Source organism: Streptococcus gwangjuensis, from assembly GCF_028156745.1.
GTDB classification, from domain to species: domain Bacteria; phylum Bacillota; class Bacilli; order Lactobacillales; family Streptococcaceae; genus Streptococcus; species Streptococcus gwangjuense_A.
In genome coordinates this window covers 64954-83658 of sequence record NZ_JAODJG010000026.1, presented here as the reverse complement: position 1 = coordinate 83658, position 18705 = coordinate 64954, and the positions used below count along the sequence as shown (strand labels likewise).

The following is an 18705-nucleotide window of genomic DNA, read 5'->3' as shown; positions in this document are numbered from 1 at the left end:
TTCTACTCCTATCTATGTGTACGTGGATCACTAGCATCCGCTAAGTTTTGACCAACTACGAAAAGGGATAAGGATACCAAGACAAGAGTTGTCAATGGAATCCAGAAGAGGTATGCATTTGTCGTTACGTTCTGAGAGTAATCTGAAATCAAACGACCTAAACTTGGAACTGTAATCGGCAATCCAAGTCCAAAGAATGAAAGGAAAGCTTCGTATGAGATAAAGGCTGGAAGCATTTGAGATGTCGTCGTAACGATAACAGATACCAATTGTGGCATAATGTTTTTTACAACAATCTTAAAGGTTGGTGTTCCAAGTGTACGTGAAGCAAGGTTATACTCCAAGTCACGATAACGCATGATCTGAATACGAATTGAGTAAGCAATACCAATCCAAGTAGTCACACTCATAGCAAAAATCAGATTCCAGAATCCAGCTCCGATTGAGTAAGTCAAGACAATGACAATCAAAAGAGATGGGATGTTTGAGATGACATTATAAACTTCCATCATCACACGGTCAACTGATTTTGAAATTCCCCAAATACCACCGACAAAAACACCGATAACCAAGTTAATCACTGTCGCAATCACAGAAATGAGGATAGAGTTACGAGCTCCGAACCAGACACCGTCAAAGAGAGATTTACCGTTACTGTCTGTACCGAACCAATGCTCAGCATTTGGCTTGATATAACGAGCACTAAAGTCGTTTACTTTGCTGACATCATTGAAATCAAACTTAGAAAACATTGGGTAGATGAAACTCATCAAAATGATAGCTACCAAGATTCCCAACATGACTACAGTTGATTTCTTCTTCATAAATTGTCTAAACACTGAGCCCCAGTATGAATAGGCTGGCGCATCAATGGCTTCAGAGGCAAAATCGTCACGTTTTACGAACTGAAATTTTTCTTTATCGATTGTAGACATTATTTGCCTCCTTTCTCAGTCAATTTAATACGTGGGTCAATAATAGTCATCCAAATATCTCCCAAAAGAAGTGAGAAGATAGAAATACATGTAAAGATGAAGACAAGACCTACGACCATAGAGTTATTAGATGCTTTTACAGAGTCAATCAACATTTTACCCATACCTGGGAAAGCGAAGACTGTTTCAGTAAGGGTTGCACCACCGATAACCCCGATAACAGCACCAGGAATTCCTGAAACCAGCGGAACCATGGCATTTTTAAAGATGTGTTTGTTTGAAATTTCTTTTTCAGACAAACCTTTTGCACGAGCAAAACGAACAAAGTCCTGTGATTGCAAGTCAATCATGTAACGACGAATCCAAATAGCTGTACCAGGAGCACCCAATAAACCAAGGATAACTGCTGGTAAAACATACGAACGCCAATCTCCAGCACCCAAGATAGGGAATGAATCTGGAAGACCAATTGATGATCCAATCAAACGAACAATGTAAACCAAGGCAATGGTTGGAAGGGCCATCAAGAAGGTCAAAAACCCTGTTGAGAAGCTATCAATCCAAGTATTCTTGAAGCGAGCCATAGCTGAACCAAGTGGCACGGCAATCGCATAAGAAATCACCAAACCAATCAATCCAACGACTGCAGAGCTAGCAATCATAGAAGGATATTGGTAGTTGCTTTCAGTTGCAGTATATGGGTCATCTTTCCCATAGTTAGCTACTTCACGAGAATCAGCCTGACTAGGCGATTTGTAGGTTCTTGAGTAGATATTAACTGAAGATGTTTTCTTACCAGTTGGGAATTGCACTTCTGATGTCTTAGTTTGACCTTGTCCTTGTGTGATAACTTGAAGCACAGGAGTATTAGCATAAGTTGGATATGAATCACCCAAATTCAAGTTCACAAAGTTTTGGTGAACAAATGGGAACTGACTATTGAAGTACAAGAGGTACTTGTGTTTAGTCCCTGAACCTACCAGAGACCAGCCGATAGCGGGATCATTTTCAAAACGCAAATAACGCTCCAAATTTGGATTTTCTGGGTCCTGAATCTTGTTTGTGTGGTCGATATCAAGCAAGTTTGCATAGAATTTAAACACACGTTCAAAAATTGGAATTTCACGTGTAGCGTAGAATTGGCCACTTTCAGTAAATTCTCCCAAGGTCCAACCATGACCGATTTGTTTGATGTATTTTTCATAGATAGCCTTGTTGGTGTCATTAGCTTCAACTGTTACAGAGGCATCCATCTGGCTGGCTTTTTCTTGCAATTCCTTGGTATCGTAGTACTCGATATAGCCCATACGCTCATAAACAGTGTTCTCATAGTTATCACGCTTATCAGCAGTTGTCGCAATCTTGTTATAGTTGGTATCCTGTTTGAAAATCAATTTTCGAGGAACCATTGTATAGATAATCGTGTAAGTCAAGGTTGTTACTAAGAAGATAGAAACCAATGACCGCAAGACACGCATAAAAATATATTTCTTCATATCGTTTCCTTTTTAAATCCCAAAAGAACCTTCTCCTCATGGAGAGAAAGTTCCCTTGAGAGTTATTTATTTAACGTGTTTAGTCAATTCTTTTTGAACTTTTTCGTTTGATTCTTTTTTCTCTTTAATCCATTTCTCACGAGCTTGTTCATAATCAGCCTTTGTTACAACTTTGTCTTGTAACTGAATATATTTGAAGTAGAGATTTGAACCTTTGTCTCCAGATTGGCTATAAGAAGCTGAGAATGGTACAACACGAGAAATGAATGGTGCAGCACCACTAGAAGACATAGCTGGTAAGAAGAGTGAACTGTCTGTCAACCAAGCTTGAGCAGCAGCATATTTTTCATAACGTTTGTTAAGATCACTTGTTTCTTTTCCAGCTTCATCAAGCAATTTATCGTAATCTTTCACACCAACTTTAGCTGCAGCTGCATTTGATGGGTCATCATACCCCATATAAGTTTTCGTTTGCTCACTATTAGTTGATTTAAGGATATCAAGGTAAGTTGATGGATCTTCATAGTCAGGATTCCATCCAACCGCACCTGAAAGATCCCAATCCTCAGCTGCCGCATTAGCAGCATAATAAGTCGCATTAAAGAATTCATCTTTAGAAATTTGTTGAATATCGATGACAACATTTTCTTCGCCTAAAACTTTTTCAACTGATTGTTTGAACGACTGAATCCGTGCGACAAAGTTTTTAGAGGTTTGGTCTACTGGAACATCCAAGTGGATAGGGAATTTCACACCTTCTGCTTCCAGAGCAGTTTTAGCTTTAGCAAATTCTGCTTTAGCTTTGTCAGCGTTAAAGAGACCGTCTTGACCATCAGCAAAGTTTACATCTTTCCACTCATCTCCATAAGTCTTAACTTTTTCAGCAACCAAGTCACCGAAAGTTTTTTCGCCTGCAGTCACAAAGTCTGGTTTCACAAATAAATTACGAACTGCGAGAGGAGCACCTTCTTTACCGTTAACTTGAGCAGAATAACCTGTACGGTCAAAGGCAAAGTTCAAGGCTTGGCGGAAGTCTTTGTTAAGAAGAGCTTTCTTAGTAGATGTTTTCTCTTCATCTGTCGTTTTAGATGTATATTTGTAATTTTGTCGATCGATATTTACACCTAAACCTCCAATACCAGCTCCTGACGGAGTGTAGAAAATATTATCCTTGTATGACTCCTCTACCTTTGAGAAGTTTGAACTTGTTGGGTAAAGACGAGCAAAACTATAAGCTCCACTTGTAAAGTTACGCTCAAGTGATTCTTGGTCCGAACCATCAAAATATGCAAGTGTTGCTGTATCTAAATGAACATTCTCTTTATCCCAGTACTGCTCGTTCTTAGCAAATTCGATAGAAGATTTAGCAGTCAAACCTTTAAGCAAGAAAGGTCCATTATATAGCAATGATGTAGGATCTGTCGCTTTAGCAAAATCAGAGCCTTTTGATTTTTCAAATTCTTCGTTTAATGGCCAGAAAATTGAATAAACCATCTTAGAGTTCCAGTAAGGTTCTGGTTGGTTCAAAGTATACTCAAGAGTATAGTCATCAACCGCTTTAACACCTACTGTAGAGAAATCTTTTGAATTCCCAGCCAAATAATCAGATAAACCTTTAACAGAAGTTTCAGCTAGATATAGAGCTTCTGATTTCTTATCTGCCGCATGTTTCAATCCATTCACGAAGTCTTTAGCAGTCACTTCGGCATATTCTTCACCATCGGATGTCATCCATTTGACACCTTTACGAATTTTGTAGGTATATGTCAATCCATCTTTTGATACAGACCAGTCTTCTGCAACCGCAGGAGTCAAATTCCCGTATTTGTCATTTGTGAAGAGGCCATCGATCCCGTTTGAAGTAGCCACTTTCGTACTCTCTTTTCCAGAAATAATATAATCTAATGTTTCTGGGTCAGCCGAATAGACATAGCCATAGGTTTTTGGAGCTGTCGAATCAGATGATTTTGAATTCCCACAAGCTACTAACACACCTGTTGCCAATAAAGCAACTCCTGCTGCAACAAAGACTCTACTTTTTTTCATTTATTTACTCCTCTGATAAAGTATAGGTTATCATTAATTATATCATAGATTTCAAGAAAAGTAAACGAATTTTCAGAATATTTAGGCTTATTGATACAAAAAATCTGAAAAAGCTATTGACTGAAAATCATTTTCAAGGTATAATAATAAACGTTAAGGCGGTATAGCCAAGTGGTAAGGCACGGCTCTGCAAAAGCTTGATCGTCGGTTCAAATCCGTCTACCGCCTTCTATAACTTGATTTTTCAAGTTTCATTTAAACAGAAAGCCCAATATAAAGGGCTTTTTTCTTTTTACTCGAATAAATACGTATAACCTTAAAAAACTTTTGGGACTAGGTTGGGACTGAGTTTTTCGAGGACTCAATTCCCTTTTGAAATCAACTGAAAAAAGCTTTGTCACACCTGGTGACAAAAGCCTCTAGTTTACTCTGTTTCTTCTTCTATTTCAACTTCGGTAATTTGGACTTTTACCTTGGTAACACGTCCATTTTTCACTTTATCATTGGTTAGGATAAGCTGCTTGTTTTGACTTACTAATTCATAACTGAGTTTCTCAGTCGTTGGAATGGTCCCCACTCCTGTCAAATAGTAACCAGCGATGGTATCAACGTCATCACTTTCCAGTTCAACATCAAAGTAGTCATTAAAATCATTGAGATTCATGGTACCTTGAACAATATAAGTATCTTCTCCAATTTTATGAACTTCGATTTCAGCCTTATCTGTTTCGTCATCGATTTCGCCAACGATTTCCTCTAAGAGGTCTTCCAGGGTCACCAAACCAGCCATCCCACCGTATTCATCCAGCAAGATTGCCATTTGTCTTTGGGTATTGCGCAGTTCTTTTAACAAGTCATCCACAAAAATAGTTTCAGGAACAAAAAGTGGATCTTGTAAGATTTTCTTCCAAACAATATTGTCAAAACCGTCCACAAAGGCTGCATTAAGAAGACTCTTGGTGTGAATGATTCCAATCACGTTATCCTTGTCTCCATCATAGACAGGGATACGAGAATAATTTTGTTTTAAAATACTTTGGATGATGGTTTGACTATCATCCTGAATATCGACCATAAAGGCATCCGTTCGAGGAACCATGACTTCTCTGGCCATTAATTCGTCCAGTGAAAAGATCCCTTGTAACATCTCAATTTCGTCAGCATCTAGTGTTTCTTCACTATTTGTCAACATGTACTCAATTTCATCACGGGTCATTTTTTCGTCAGCATCATCAAAGGTCATCGGAGTCAAGCGACTCAAGAGATTGGTAGATGCAGATAACAGCCAAACAAAGGGACTAACTAGTTTCCCCAAACCAATAATAACTGGTGCTGTACGAATGGCCAAGGCATCCTTTAGATTAAGAGCGATTCTCTTAGGATACAATTCCCCAAAAACGATGGAAATATAAGTCAAAAATGCTAAAGATAGAAAACTTGCAACGGCATAAGCTGTTTCACCATTTCCAAGCCAAGAGGCAATTTCTCGTCCTAGAGTGTCTGCCAAACTCGCCCCTGATAAGATCGTAATCAGAGTAATCCCTACTTGAATAGTTGATAAAAAGTGGTTAGGATTTTCTAGTACCTTCAGCAGACGGATATAGCGTCTATCTCCTTCTTCTGCCTTTTGTTCAACACGCGCACGGTTAAGTGAAACCATGGCCATTTCTGTGGCTGAGAAAAAGGCATTTAACACCGTCAAGATAAACAATAAAACAAACTGTAGCAACAAATTCTGACTACTTGGGTCTTCCATAGTTCTTCTCCTAAAATAGTATCTTATCCTTTATTATATCACAAAATCTAATCCAGTACATATTATTTTTTTCTCATACTCTTCGAAAATCTCTTCAAACTACGTCAGCTTCACCTTGCCGTAGGTATGGTTACTGACTTCGTCAGTTCTATCCGCAACCTCAAAACAGTGTTTTGAGCTGACTTCGTCAGTTCCATCTACAACCTCAAAATAGTGTTTTGACGGCTAGCTTCCTAGTTTGCACTTTGATTTTCATTGAGTATTAGTGTCTATTGTAGCCCTGCTTAAACTAGTAAGAAAGAACTCCTACATCCACAAGGGACATAGGAGTTTATCTTATCTTTTACTGAGTTACCGTCACTTCTCCAGTTCGGTAATCCAGTTGAAGTCCCTTTTGAACATTGGGGACTAGAACATTAAATTCCAATTCTCCGTCTGAAGACTTGGCTTCAATTTGTGAAGCTGAAGGAACTAAGTCCTCATTTGAAGCGTAATAAAGGGTCACGCGGTAACGGACACGCTTGTTTTGGTCTAAGGCTTTACGCACCAAGCTTTCATAATAGTTTTGACCAGTCGAATCCTCGGCTTGTGCCTGATTTGCCCAGGCTGTCTGAACAGCAATGTTTTTAGGATTACTTGTTGAGGCATCAAAACCATCCAAGCCACCGATTAAGGCATAGCCCAACAAGTGACCTCTATCGACGGCATGCGTATAAGATCCCTTTAGATTCTTGACCTGATGCCAGCCTGGAGGAGTCCAAGAAGTCGATCCATTCCCAGTTTCTTCCCGATTCTTGTACTGACGAGTAGCCTTAGACAAGAGGGCATTTGCTACAGTTGGTACGGTTTCCTTGCCCACTGTCTTTGTTTTATTATCAGCGTAGGGCTTACTTGAAACCTTGGCATCTAGGTTTGTTTTATTACCATTGACGATAAAAGCACCTGAGCCATTCCACTCAAGACTCCCTTTTATTTGGCTTTTGACTGTGTCTGTTAAGACACTTTCTGCCAATTCTTGACTAGGAGCTTCAGACGCTTGTTTTTTCTGACTAACCTTTGTTTTAGGACTATTAGGTGTCGACTGCATCTGCTTGATATAATAGCTTCCCGCAGATAAAAGCAATAACACTAGCAGTCCGATCAGTGTCTGTCTTGTTTTTTTATCCATTTTTCTCCTTATCTCTAGAAAAAGACTGGTTCTCCAGCCTAATTTCCTGTAAATTTATGAATCAATTCCTGCCATTTTGCTGGAGACAGGATGGCCCATGGATCTTGACCCTTTCCCAAGATTCCATAGCCTACCATTAGACCGATTCCTAGGGCAAGAGCACCTAAAAACAGTACTATGATGACTAAAAGTAAACGCTTGATTACGTAGCTTGATTTCTTATTCATCTTCATCACTTGCCTCAATCCGCTGAATCTTAGCACCTAGCTGCGCTAACTTCTCATGGAAACGGTAGTAACCTCTATCCAAGTGAACCAATTTACCAACTACAGTTTCTCCTTGTGCTACCAAACCTGTCAAAATCAAGGCTGCGCTGGCACGAAGGTCAGTTGAAAGAACTTCTGCTCCCTGCAAAGGTTGTCCACCAACAATACGAGCCGTATCACGGATAATCTCAGAATGCAATCCCATACGTCTCATTTCTTCTAGGTGTTGGAAACGATTTTCAAAAACTGTCTCCACCATGGTTGATTCCCCTTTTGCGACGGTCATCAAGGCTGTAAATTGAGCCTGCATATCTGTGGGAAATCCTGGGTGGGGTAAGGTTTTTACATGAACAGCTTTTAGATTTTCTAGTTGAGAGCGAACTCGAATTCCTTCAGTCTCCTCTGTCACTTCCACTCCCATTTCAAGCAATTTGGCAATCAAGGGACGGTTATGCTCCCAAACAGCGTCTTTAATCAAGACATCACCACCAGTCATAGCAGCAGCCACCATAAAGGTTCCTGCTTCGATACGGTCTTGGACTACATTGTGAGTTGTACCATGAAGTTTCTCAACACCCGCAATGGTAATAGTCTCTGTACCAGCACCTTTGACCTTGGCTCCCATTTCATTGAGGAGAATGGCGAGGTCAACAATCTCAGGCTCACGCGCAGCATTTTCAATCACTGTCACCCCATCAGCTAGAGTTGCTGCCATCATCAAGTTCTGCGTAGCGCCAACACTCGGGAAGTCCATGTAGATATGAGCACCCTGCAAGCGGTCTGCCTTTGCTTCGATATAACCAGCAGTCTGACTAATCTTAGCCCCCATAGCTTCCAGACCTTTCAAATGAAGGTCAATAGGACGGCTACCAATCGTACAACCGCCTGGCATAGATACCTTAGCATGACCTACACGAGCAAGAATCGGTCCCAAGACAACAATAGATGCGCGCATCTTGCTGACATACTTGTAAGGAGCTTCCTCAGTGATATCGCCAGTCGCGTCCACCTCAACAAGATGAGCTTCTTCATTAAAGTCCACCTTGGCATTCAAACCACGAACCACCTGATTCATAGTGAAAACATCTGACAAGATAGGAACATTCTGCAAGACGGTCTTTCCTTCACTTGCTAGAATAGTCGCTGCCAACAAGGGCAAGACTGCATTCTTTGCTCCTTCAATCGTAACACTTCCTACCAGACGATTATCGCCACCTTGAACCACAATTTTTTCCATACTTATTTCCTTTACTCTTGATTTTATAATAATCCTCTAAGCGCTTCTTGCCACAACTGATATAGGCTGATAAAGAAAGAACTCATGATATAGCCCATTACAATGCTGAAAATAGCTATCAATAAACGGACTTTTCTTGTATTCTCAGCTGTCACTTTTAAAACCTTTTCCCATCTAACAAGATCCTTTAAAAGGTAAAAACTCACATAAATAAAGAGCATGTGACTGCTTAGAGTGAATAATAATTGAACCATTTGACTATTATACCATCTTCTCTGTTTGTGCGCTAGTTTGGAAACTTCACTCAAAAACTAGGGATTGTTTTTCAAGTAATCAATTGCATCTTGTAGGGTTTTAACTGGCACAATTTTCATATCTGTCTTGATTGTTTTAGCGGATTCCAGAGCTGTTTGGTAGTTATTTTTCGCATCCGGATGCGCTTTTTGTTCTTCTTCGCTAACGGGATTATCAGGTGCAAAGAAAATAGCGGCACCTTCTCTAGCCGAAGCTACAACTTTCTTATCAATACCTCCAATGTCCCCCACATTACCATCGCGATCAATGGTTCCTGTACCAGCAACGATACGGCCGTTACGAAGGCCTGGGTCAGCTATTTGAGTATAGATAGCGAGACTAAACATGAGACCTGCACTTGGTCCACCGATACCAGCTGTTGAAAAACGAATTGGGACATCACTGGTTACTTCTGTACGGTCAATCAAACCGATTCCAATTCCATTTTTGCCATTTTCCAAGGTGATAATCTTACCTTCTGCAGACTTGGTTTGCCCATCCTCTTCATAGGTGACCTTGACGGAGTCCCCTAGTTTTTGAGAATTGACATAATCAATCAAATCTTTGGAACTATCAAAGGTCTGATCATTGACTGCTGTGACCGTATCAGAGATGTTAAGAATCCCTTTAAAGGTCGAATTATCCGTCACAGTCAAAACATAAACCCCAAGATATTTGAGTTCGATATCTTTACCAGCTGTTTTTAGCCCTTGATACTTGGCCATGTTTTGCGATGTTTGCATGTAGAATTGATTGATCCGCATAAATTCAACATCGGAAGAGCCACCTGTAGTCTCTTGGGCACTACGAATATCTGTAAAAGGCGTCAACCATGCATAAATCATATGAGCTAAAGTGGCATGTTGGACACCAACCGTAACGAATTGATAGGCACCAGCTTCCTTATCTTCTGTGTCATTGACTTTAAGGACTTGGCGAATATCTTCCGAACCACCTGGAACTTCTATATAGTAGGGCAAGGGCACTACAAATGCCAAGAAAGTCACAATTAAGGCCGCAATGACATATAAGGGCCATCTAATCTTTTTTTTCATTTTTTATTTCCTCCAAAATACTCTCAGGAACATAGCAGGTAATATCCTGACCAAACTTCAAAAGTTCTCTAACACCGGATGAACTGAGATAGAGATGTTCAGGTCGACTATGTAAATAAATGGTCTCTATATTAGGAGACAGCTGATGGTTGTAGTAATCAAAACTGGCTTCATATTGCAAATCCGACGCATTTCTCAAGCCTCGCACTAGGAAAGTAGCCCCCAGTCTTTTTGCAACATCAACCACCAATTCATCATGAGAAAACACGACTTCAACATTCCCCAAATGTTCCAAAGCCTTTTCTAGTCCCCGTTTACGATTTTCAAGAGGGAGAAATCCTTGTTTATGGGGATTGAAAAAAATACCGACATAGAGCTTATCAAAGAGTCTGCTCGCCCGTTCAATCATATCCAGATGCCCATTTGTCATCGGATCAAATGAGCCTGTGAATAAGCCAATCTTATCTGACATAAACTGTCACCTTACTAATTCCATAAATTTTTTCCTTCCAGATACCCAGGCAGGCAATTTCTTCTGGAAGTTCGACGGCCTTATCCGTCTCACACACGACCATGACATCTTCAGAAAAAAGCTCTTTCTCATCCATTTTTTCAATATCTGCTACGATTTGTTCCTTGGCATAAGGAGGGTCTAAGAAAATGAGGTCAAATTCCCCAGATACCTGTTCCAATGCCCTCTCTGCATCCATCTTGAGGAATTGAAATTTTCCAACTTCCTTGGTCATCTGAATATTTTCAGCCACGATGGCCTGAGCCTTACGGTCTCGCTCCACCAAAACAGCACTGGACATGCCACGCGATACTGCCTCGATAGATAAACCACCACTACCTGCATAAAGGTCCAAGACTCGTCCACCTTCAAAGTAGGGACCAATCATGTTAAAAATAGCTCCCCTAACCTTATCTGAAGTAGGTCTTGTCGTCTTGCCTTCTAGTGTCTTGAGGGGACGTCCCCCATAGATTCCTGATACGATTTTCATACCGTTTATTATACCAAATTATAGGCAAAAAGAGAAAGAAAACCGAACCTTGCGGTTCGATTCTCTACAAAATATTTTCGTAAGTATCGCGGACTTCTTGAGGCCAAACACTTGTTTGCACTTCTCCGATGTGTTTCTTGCGAAGTAGGAACATGGCCATACGAGATTGTCCAATTCCCCCACCGATTGTCAATGGGAATAGGCCATTCAACAAAGCCTTGTGCCATTCCAATTCCAAGCGGTCTTCATCACCTGTGATGGCAACCTGACGGCGAAGAGTTTCTTCATCCACACGGATTCCCATAGAAGATAGCTCAAAGGCTCCACCTAGAGATTCATTCCAGACAAGAATATCACCATTTAGACCCTTGTAGCCATTTTCAGATTCGCTTGTCCAGTCATCATAGTCTGGTGCACGTCCATCGTGCGGTTTACCGTCTGGTAATTCACCACCGATACCAATCAAGAAGACAGCACCAAATTCTTTACAGATAGCATTTTCACGTTCTTTCGGTGTCAAGTCTGGGTAGCGTTCTACCAACTCTTCTGTATGGATGAAAGTGATTTGTTTTGGCAAGACAGACTCGATGTCATAGCGAGCTTCTACTGCTAGCTCAGTCAATCGAATAGCCTTGTAAATCTTTTCAACTGTTTCTTTTAGATAAGCGATGTTACGTTTACCATTTGGAATGACTTTTTCCCAGTCCCACTGGTCAACATAAACAGAGTGGGTCGCATCCAACGAATCTTCGTCTGGACGAAGGGCCTTCATGTGGACGAAGAGACCTTCACCCTCACCGAAACCAAAACGAGCCAAAGTATGGCGTTTCCATTTGGCAAGTGAATGCACCACTTCATAGGTTTCATCAGGAATCTGCAAAACCTTGACAGATACTGGATTTTCCACACCAGACAGGTTATCCTGCATCCCGTCACCGACCTTGCTCAAGATAGGACCTTGAACTTCGACAACTTCTAGCTTATCTTTCAAATACTGGGTAAAAGTGTTTTTGACAAAGGAAATTTCTTCTTGTTGATGGATAAAACTTTTCTTCATAGGCTACTCCTCAAAAATTAATTAAAAGCATTATACACCTATTTCCAAGAAAAGAAAAGAGAAAATTTAAAAAAATCAGTGCTCCTTCGAACACTGATTTCATGGACCTTTAGTCATTGCGACCAAAGATACGTAGAATACTGAGGAAAAGATTGATAAAATCAAGATAGATACTGAGTGCCATTGAGATGATCCAACCTGTCGCTACTTGTCCTCGTGACTGCTCATAAACATAGCGAATCTTTTGATTATCCCAAGCAATCAAACCAGAGAAAACCAAAACCATGGCTACACTAATCATATAATCAAAGAAACCGCTAGCCAAGAAAATATTGACTACCATGGCAATCAGCAAACCAATTAAAGCTGCCATCATAGCTCGACCGATCCCACTCAAGTCTTTCTTGGTGAAAATCCCGATTGCCGCCATGACAAAGAAGAGAAGAGCGCTGGATACAAAGGCTGACAAAACTGTTCCCGGTGTATAGAAGGCTACGACAAAGCTAAGGGTGAAGCCATTCAGTAGGGAGTATACTAGAAATACTGGCAGAGCTGCTGGGCTATTTTTTGCAGCCATGCTACTTGCAACAAATACCAGAGCAAGTTCTGCAAAAGTTGCAACCATCAACCAGAGACGTCCCTGCATTAAAAAGTAAGTCAATTGAGCCTGAAAGACTGTCAACATCAAAGCTGACACCAGAGCTGATAGTCCAATTCCAATCCCTACAAAGGCATAAACCTTAGCGTAAAATTGATTGAGACCTGAACGTTCTTGAATAATTGTTTGATTCATTCTGATTCTCCTTTTTCTATAACTATATCTTGATTATAACAAAGTTTTTTTAAATTAGCTGAAATAAAACATCAAAATGCCTGCGGCAACTGCCACATTGAGACTCTCCGCCCTACCTTTCATACCAATATGAACCAGCTGATTGGCACTTTCAGCCATGATAGGACTAATCCCTTGCCCTTCATTTCCCATGACTAGTACAAAATTTTCTATAGGGGACAGTTCTCTGTAATCAACAGAATCTTTAGATAAGGTTGTTGCCAACACTGGGATACCTGCTTCTTTAGCTTCCTCAAGCAGTGCTTGACTAGTCATCCGATAAATAGGTAAATGGAAATGACTGCCTTGCATGGAACGCAAGGTCTTGAGACTGTAGATATCTGCCGACTTATCTGAAACAATCACTCCAGTAAAACCTGCTGCATCCGCAGTCCGAATGATCGTTCCCACATTACCAGGATCTTGCACATCTTCCAAAAACAAGAACTTGCCCTGACTCAAATCAGCTTGTCCTACTTCTTCTTTTTGAACCACGGCAACAATTCCCTGTGGAGTCTGAGAATCCGCCAAATCTAGTAAAATATCCTCTGAAACCCAGACAGTTTGCGGAAACGAGGCTAACTGATCTCGGTAATTTTCTAGGGCAAAGATTTTCTCAATCGTCACTCCAGCTTGAACAGCTTCTTCAAACAAGTGCCAACCTTCAATCAAATAGGCAGACTTGCGGTATTTTTTTTTGTGTAATTTCTTGGCATTTTTTACCACAGAATTGGCTTTTGAGGTTATAATAGTCATAGAAATATTATAACACAATCAAAGGGGTTTGGTATGCAAAAGGTTAGAATGATCGCCCAAGGTAGGGTGCAGGGAGTCGGCTTTCGTTGGGGTGTTTACAGCTTGGCACTTGAAATTGGTGGCATCACAGGTCGAGTCTGGAATAATGACGACGGCACAGTGGAAATTTTAGCCCAAGCAGACTCATCTACTATCATGGCAAAATTTATCCAAGAAATCCGAAAAGGACCCACACCTTTTTCAAAAGTCAGCTACTTAGATGTCAAACTAAGTAACTTTCCTCCTTACCCTGACTTTAAAATCGCAAATTAGGTCTCTAGAACTATTGTATATTTTGTAAAAAAACAGTAGAATAGAAAGGTATAATTTTTAAAGAAGGAATAAAAACAGTGAAATCTATTAAACGTTTTGCACTCTCAGCTATGGGAGTGGCTATGTTGCTAGTCTTGACTGGCTGTGTTAGAGTCGATAAAGCCACAGGAAAGCCAATAGGATTTATTTGGAATACGATTGGAGCGCCTATGGCTGAAGCTATCAAGTACTTCGCTACTGATCAAGGTCTAGGCTTTGGTGTCGCTATCATCATCGTAACCATTATCGTGCGCTTGATTATCTTGCCACTTGGTATCTACCAATCATGGAAGGCAACGCTTCACTCTGAAAAGATGAACGCCCTCAAGCACGTCCTTGAGCCACACCAAACACGTCTCAAGGAAGCGACTACTCAAGAAGAAAAACTCGAAGCCCAACAAGCTCTCTTTGCCGCTCAAAAAGAACACGGCATCAGCATGTTTGGTGGTGTAGGATGTTTCCCTATCCTCCTTCAAATGCCTTTCTTCTCAGCTATCTACTTTGCTGCCCAACATACTGAAGGGGTTGCTCAAGCAAGCTACCTAGGCATTCCTCTAGGTTCTCCAAGTATGATTTTGGTTGCCTGCGCAGGTGTCCTTTACTATCTTCAATCGCTCCTTTCACTTCACGGAGTAGAAGACGAAACGCAAAGAGAACAAATCAAGAAAATGGCTTACGTGAGCCCAATCACGATTGTTGTCTTCTCCCTCATTTCACCAGCCAGTGTCACACTTTACTGGGTTGTCGGTGGTTTCATGATGATTCTCCAACAGTTTATCGTCAACTATATCGTTCGTCCAAAACTTCGCAAAAAAGTCCGTGAAGAACTGGCAAAGAACCCACCAAAAGCAAGTACTTTCTCTACACCAAGTGGACGAAAAGACGTTACCCCTGGACAACCAACTGCTATCACAAGCAAGAAAAAACATAAAAATCGCAACGCTGGAAAACAACGTTCGAGATAAAGCTACGTAAATTATCCAATAATTAAAAAACGAATGAATGATAAATAGTTTTCATCAACTAGATATCATCATTCGTTTTTATTATCTACCGTTACATCTTATACTAGTCGAAAAAGTTAAATAGTTTAAAAGCTCACATATAAAAACTATTCAATCATAAATTAACAAGTAAATCACTATGATTTAATACAATTCACAGTTATTAAAACTTCTGCTCCCTCGTCTCTATTTCTAAGCTCAACTCGGCCTTTGTGTAGTTTTGCAACTCTACATACAAAACTTAGTCCAATACCATAATGTTGCTCTTTAACCGATCTAGCTTTATCCATACGATAAAAGAGCTTTCCAAAATTAGTTAAAACTTCCTCTGGAAATTCCGAACCATTATTCCATATACCTATTTTCAATTCCTTCCCCTCTTGCTCTACTCTAATTTTAATTTTAGGATTCTGTTTATCAGCGTATTCCAAAGCATTTGTTAAAATATTTTGTATGGCACGAATCAGAAGAGATTGATTTATATAATAGTTTTCAGTTCCTTTCACATTTTGTTCAAAAGAAAACTTCATCTGATTTTTTATCAAAAAAGAGACTTCTTTCTCTAATTCATTGATAAAATCTGAAGAGGAATACTCCGTCCAACCTGTCTCATCATCATAATAGGTTTTAGAATAGTGAATCAATTGATTGAAATAATCTAGTAACTGTTGACTAGCTCTTTCTATATCTGCTAAGCATTCTTGAGATTGGTCGTTTTCAGTTATCGTCTGCAAAAATTCCACATTTCCCCTAATAATGGTTAAGGGAGTTTTTAAATCATGAGAAGCTGCTGAAACCTGAAACATCAAATCTTCCTTCTGCTGTTTCTCATTAACTATTAATTGTCGAATTCTATCTTGCATCACAATAATCCGATTTCCTGTCTCGCGAAATTCTTTAACCGTTAAACTTTCTGTACATTCCTTCTTCAACCACATACTATTTTCATAAATCAAAGTCATTTCATAACTCAGTTTTTTCAACAATTTTCCAATGTGATAACTTATTAGAATAATCAATAAAACACAAATATATATCCATGATGACACATTGAAAAAAATTGATAGAACACCACTATTGTTTAAAGGTTTCCCATCTTCGTTTATTTGTATAGATACTGAAGCTAAGGGAATAAGATAGGCCATTAGTAATCCAAGACTAAACTGCCAAATAATTCTCCAACAGGTTTCTCGAATTAATTGTCTAAAACTTTTGATTCTACCCATTGATATCCTCCACCGTATAAGGTTTTAATTGGATTTAATTGATAAGGTTTCAGCTTTTGACGAATTTGATAAATGTACTCTGAAACCGAACGTAAGAGCGCTTCTGAACTTTGTGGATATAGATAATTATAAATTTCCTCAATAGAATATATTTTACTTGGGTTGCTTGCCAAAAGATTCACTATGTCAAATTCCCTCCTTGTCAGAGCAATCTTATCATCGTTTACAAATAGTTCCTTACTATCCGTATATAGTATAAGCTTCCCAATCTTTATTTGATGAACATTTCCTTTAATCCGTTCTTCACGACGTAAGTGCATTTTAACACGTGCTAACAATTCTTGCATACTAAAGGGCTTCATAATATAATCATCAGCACCTGCATTAATTCCAGCTACTAAATCTTCATCCATATCCTTAGCAGTTATAAAACAGATAGGAACAGTTATCTGTTCGCGAATCATCTGACAGATCTCTAAACCACTAACAGGCATCATAATATCTAATAGAATCAAGTCAAAGCCTGTAAAATCACAAAGATCAATCTCTTCTATCTTATTTCGTATGACTACTTCATATTTTTCATATTCTAGTACTTTTTTTATTAGGCGAAGAATAGCGAGATCATCATCTACCACCAAAATTTTATAAGCCATAACTCACCCTCCTAACTATATTATAGCACTAACCAAGAAAAAGACAGGACATCCCCTGTCTTTAGCGTACATTTCTTCCTATAAGTATCAATGTAGCAAATAGAAAAACAATTAATAACCAAACTATTTGTATCCCTAAGCCTTGCCACACTGGATAATAAAGCGACAAGGGATGGGTATAAAAACAATTCATACTAGCTAGTAATGGTAAATTTCTAAAAAAAGAACTGAATTGTAGTAACATTTGTCCCAACCCCAATAAAAGGGATAAACTGATTCCCAAAATTAAGATAAAAGACTGGGAAATAAATACAAAAATACCACTTAAAAGAGAGAAGGTTAGAATAGAAATACATGCTGGAAATAGGATTGTCAGAACATGTTTAATATTACTCAAAAGATTGATATTGTAGTATCCTTGGGCGATTAGTATACATAATGATATTACAGCGACCAATAATACAATTTCCACACATAATACAATAGCTAGTTTACAGATTATAAATTTCAAACGATTTGGACATGTAAGAAAACTGGTACGAAGGCTAGAACCTGTAAATTCTTGACCTATAAATAGAACCGCTAGACTAACGAAACCTGCCTGTCCTAAATAGAGACTTTGCAGTAGCTGTTCCAAAACAAACTGTAGAGTCAACTGGTCTGGCTTATTATTTAAAAAAATAACTAACGCTGGAACACACAGTAATAGAGCACCTATAATCAACCAGTACCAAGGATTCATAATAAACTTGAGATACTCACTTTTAAGTTGTTCTTTCAACTTATTCACCTCCTCCGATATCTGACTTAAGTAAGCGGTAAATTGCTAAAGCCAAGAATGAGAAGTTCCAACAAAGTAAAAGTAAAATATTTTGTAAACTATTATGTCCTAAAATTTGAGGAGATGTAGCAATCAATCCTTGCCCCAATATAACTGGAAGAAATTTTGCAGTCGATATATAGTTTGCTAAGAATGTTCCCAAATTGTAAACTTGAGGAAGCAAAAATAATAGAGGAACAATGGCTATTTTAAATGTCAAAGCCATAATATAGGCTTGCAGTCCCAACAAAGTCCAAGCTATACTGGCTAAAAATATATAGAACCAAACTCTCCCATTTAGTGAAAAAAGCAATAATCCATCTTGTCCTAAAACATAATGTGTCATGTTAATCGTAAGGAATATTGATAGAAAGGAAATGAAAAAAGAAAATACAAGCCAAACTAATGTTTTTGAAACTAGGAAAATACTTCGATTTGTAATAGAGAGGAGGCTTGTACGAATAGCAGAGCATTTATACTCCTCGGCTCCGTAAATTGAGCCTAGGATAATCATAATAAAAACACCAAATAAAGTGACATCAAAACCTAAAAATTCAATAGGAGGTATAGCTTCTGCTAATTCTGGATTTGTCTCTGGTGTAGCATGGATACCAACTGAAACAATTTGAGAAGCACCAATATTTGCTAAAAACGTTTGAAATACCAGTATCAAGAATAATACAACATGAGTAGCTCTCCTATAAAGCAATTTCAATATTTCAGAATGAAGAGAGTATATAAGTGCCATG

At 39.1% G+C, this 18705-nt stretch carries 20 protein-coding genes and 1 tRNA gene; 3 read left to right on the top strand and 18 right to left on the bottom strand.

The annotated features are described in order from the left end of the window. Positions 1 to 8: 8 nt before the first annotated feature. From oppC to N5909_RS02050, 3 genes are all read right to left on the bottom strand, one after another. The gene (gene oppC / locus N5909_RS02060; RefSeq protein ID WP_004255894.1) at positions 9 to 935 is read right to left on the bottom strand and encodes an oligopeptide ABC transporter permease OppC; all 927 of its coding nucleotides are present in this window, start codon (positions 933 to 935) and stop codon (positions 9 to 11) included. Beyond that, positions 935 to 2431: an ABC transporter permease gene (locus N5909_RS02055; RefSeq protein ID WP_020902008.1), complete on the bottom strand. Its 1497-nt coding sequence runs from the start codon at positions 2429 to 2431 to the stop codon at positions 935 to 937. Before N5909_RS02055 ends, oppC begins: the two co-directional genes overlap by 1 nt. Positions 2432 to 2497: 66 nt before the next feature. After that, positions 2498 to 4477 carry a peptide ABC transporter substrate-binding protein gene (locus N5909_RS02050; RefSeq protein WP_020902007.1) on the bottom strand — a complete coding sequence of 660 codons (1980 nt, stop codon included), beginning with the start codon at positions 4475 to 4477 and terminating at the stop codon, positions 2498 to 2500. Positions 4478 to 4634: 157 nt separating this feature from the next. Here N5909_RS02050 and N5909_RS02045 point away from each other — a divergent pair. Beyond that, positions 4635 to 4705: transfer RNA gene (locus N5909_RS02045), tRNA-Cys, on the top strand. Between the two features lie 196 nt (positions 4706 to 4901). Here the strand turns inward: N5909_RS02045 and N5909_RS02040 are convergent. The 11 genes from N5909_RS02040 to N5909_RS01990 all read right to left on the bottom strand — a co-directional run bounded on the left by N5909_RS02040 (position 4902) and on the right by N5909_RS01990 (position 13899). Further along, positions 4902 to 6233, bottom strand: a complete 1332-nt coding sequence (locus N5909_RS02040; protein WP_033681262.1) for a hemolysin family protein — start codon at positions 6231 to 6233, stop codon at positions 4902 to 4904. Between the two features lie 343 nt (positions 6234 to 6576). Continuing rightward, positions 6577 to 7401 carry a DNA-entry nuclease EndA gene (endA, locus tag N5909_RS02035; protein WP_033681260.1) on the bottom strand — a complete coding sequence of 275 codons (825 nt, stop codon included), beginning with the start codon at positions 7399 to 7401 and terminating at the stop codon, positions 6577 to 6579. Positions 7402 to 7439: 38 nt separating this feature from the next. Beyond that, a complete protein-coding gene (locus N5909_RS02030) occupies positions 7440 to 7628 on the bottom strand; it encodes a DNA-directed RNA polymerase subunit beta (protein ID WP_033681371.1) in 189 nt (62 codons plus the stop codon). Beyond that, entirely contained in the window at positions 7621 to 8904 is a 1284-nt protein-coding gene (gene murA / locus N5909_RS02025) for a UDP-N-acetylglucosamine 1-carboxyvinyltransferase (RefSeq protein WP_261266519.1), read from the bottom strand. Before murA ends, N5909_RS02030 begins: the two co-directional genes overlap by 8 nt. Positions 8905 to 8927: 23 nt before the next feature. Further along, positions 8928 to 9158, bottom strand: coding sequence for a DUF1146 family protein (locus N5909_RS02020; protein WP_261083255.1), 231 nt, complete (start codon positions 9156 to 9158; stop codon positions 8928 to 8930). 57 nt (positions 9159 to 9215) lie between these two features. Further along, positions 9216 to 10253 carry a SepM family pheromone-processing serine protease gene (locus tag N5909_RS02015; protein WP_271630707.1) on the bottom strand — a complete coding sequence of 346 codons (1038 nt, stop codon included), beginning with the start codon at positions 10251 to 10253 and terminating at the stop codon, positions 9216 to 9218. Next, complete coding sequence (coaD, locus tag N5909_RS02010; RefSeq protein WP_004255857.1) at positions 10237 to 10725, bottom strand: pantetheine-phosphate adenylyltransferase; 489 nt, start codon at positions 10723 to 10725, stop codon at positions 10237 to 10239. Before coaD ends, N5909_RS02015 begins: the two co-directional genes overlap by 17 nt. Then, the gene (rsmD, locus tag N5909_RS02005; RefSeq protein WP_020902000.1) at positions 10715 to 11254 is read right to left on the bottom strand and encodes a 16S rRNA (guanine(966)-N(2))-methyltransferase RsmD; all 540 of its coding nucleotides are present in this window, start codon (positions 11252 to 11254) and stop codon (positions 10715 to 10717) included. Before rsmD ends, coaD begins: the two co-directional genes overlap by 11 nt. 64 nt (positions 11255 to 11318) lie before the next feature. After that, positions 11319 to 12311, bottom strand: a complete 993-nt coding sequence (gene asnA, locus N5909_RS02000; protein WP_033681255.1) for an aspartate--ammonia ligase — start codon at positions 12309 to 12311, stop codon at positions 11319 to 11321. A 109-nt stretch (positions 12312 to 12420) separates the two neighbouring features. Then, on the bottom strand, positions 12421 to 13104 hold the full coding sequence (locus N5909_RS01995; protein WP_033681253.1) for a Bax inhibitor-1/YccA family protein: 684 nt from the start codon (positions 13102 to 13104) through the stop codon (positions 12421 to 12423). Positions 13105 to 13158: 54 nt separating this feature from the next. Continuing rightward, complete coding sequence (locus tag N5909_RS01990) at positions 13159 to 13899, bottom strand: TrmH family RNA methyltransferase (protein WP_120719145.1); 741 nt, start codon at positions 13897 to 13899, stop codon at positions 13159 to 13161. 33 nt (positions 13900 to 13932) lie between these two features. On the opposite strand from N5909_RS01990, the gene N5909_RS01985 reads away from it, so the two are divergent. Together N5909_RS01985 and yidC are read left to right on the top strand one after the other, a co-directional pair. After that, positions 13933 to 14211: an acylphosphatase gene (locus N5909_RS01985; RefSeq protein ID WP_033681252.1), complete on the top strand. Its 279-nt coding sequence runs from the start codon at positions 13933 to 13935 to the stop codon at positions 14209 to 14211. A gap of 77 nt (positions 14212 to 14288) precedes the next feature. Beyond that, positions 14289 to 15215: a membrane protein insertase YidC gene (gene yidC, locus N5909_RS01980; protein WP_020901995.1), complete on the top strand. Its 927-nt coding sequence runs from the start codon at positions 14289 to 14291 to the stop codon at positions 15213 to 15215. A gap of 176 nt (positions 15216 to 15391) precedes the next feature. Here yidC and N5909_RS01975 read toward each other — a convergent pair whose 3' ends face one another. From N5909_RS01975 to N5909_RS01960, 4 genes are all read right to left on the bottom strand, one after another. Continuing rightward, positions 15392 to 16480, bottom strand: coding sequence for a sensor histidine kinase (locus N5909_RS01975; protein WP_271630706.1), 1089 nt, complete (start codon positions 16478 to 16480; stop codon positions 15392 to 15394). After that, positions 16450 to 17136 (bottom strand): response regulator transcription factor, encoded by a 687-nt coding sequence (locus N5909_RS01970; RefSeq protein WP_000323581.1) that lies wholly within the window; start codon positions 17134 to 17136, stop codon positions 16450 to 16452. Before N5909_RS01970 ends, N5909_RS01975 begins: the two co-directional genes overlap by 31 nt. 61 nt (positions 17137 to 17197) lie before the next feature. Then, on the bottom strand, positions 17198 to 17917 hold the full coding sequence (locus N5909_RS01965) for an ABC transporter permease (RefSeq protein ID WP_033681247.1): 720 nt from the start codon (positions 17915 to 17917) through the stop codon (positions 17198 to 17200). Position 17918: 1 nt separating this feature from the next. Then, entirely contained in the window at positions 17919 to 18704 is a 786-nt protein-coding gene (locus N5909_RS01960; RefSeq protein ID WP_033681246.1) for an ABC transporter permease, read from the bottom strand. Between the last annotated feature and the right edge of the window lies 1 nt (position 18705).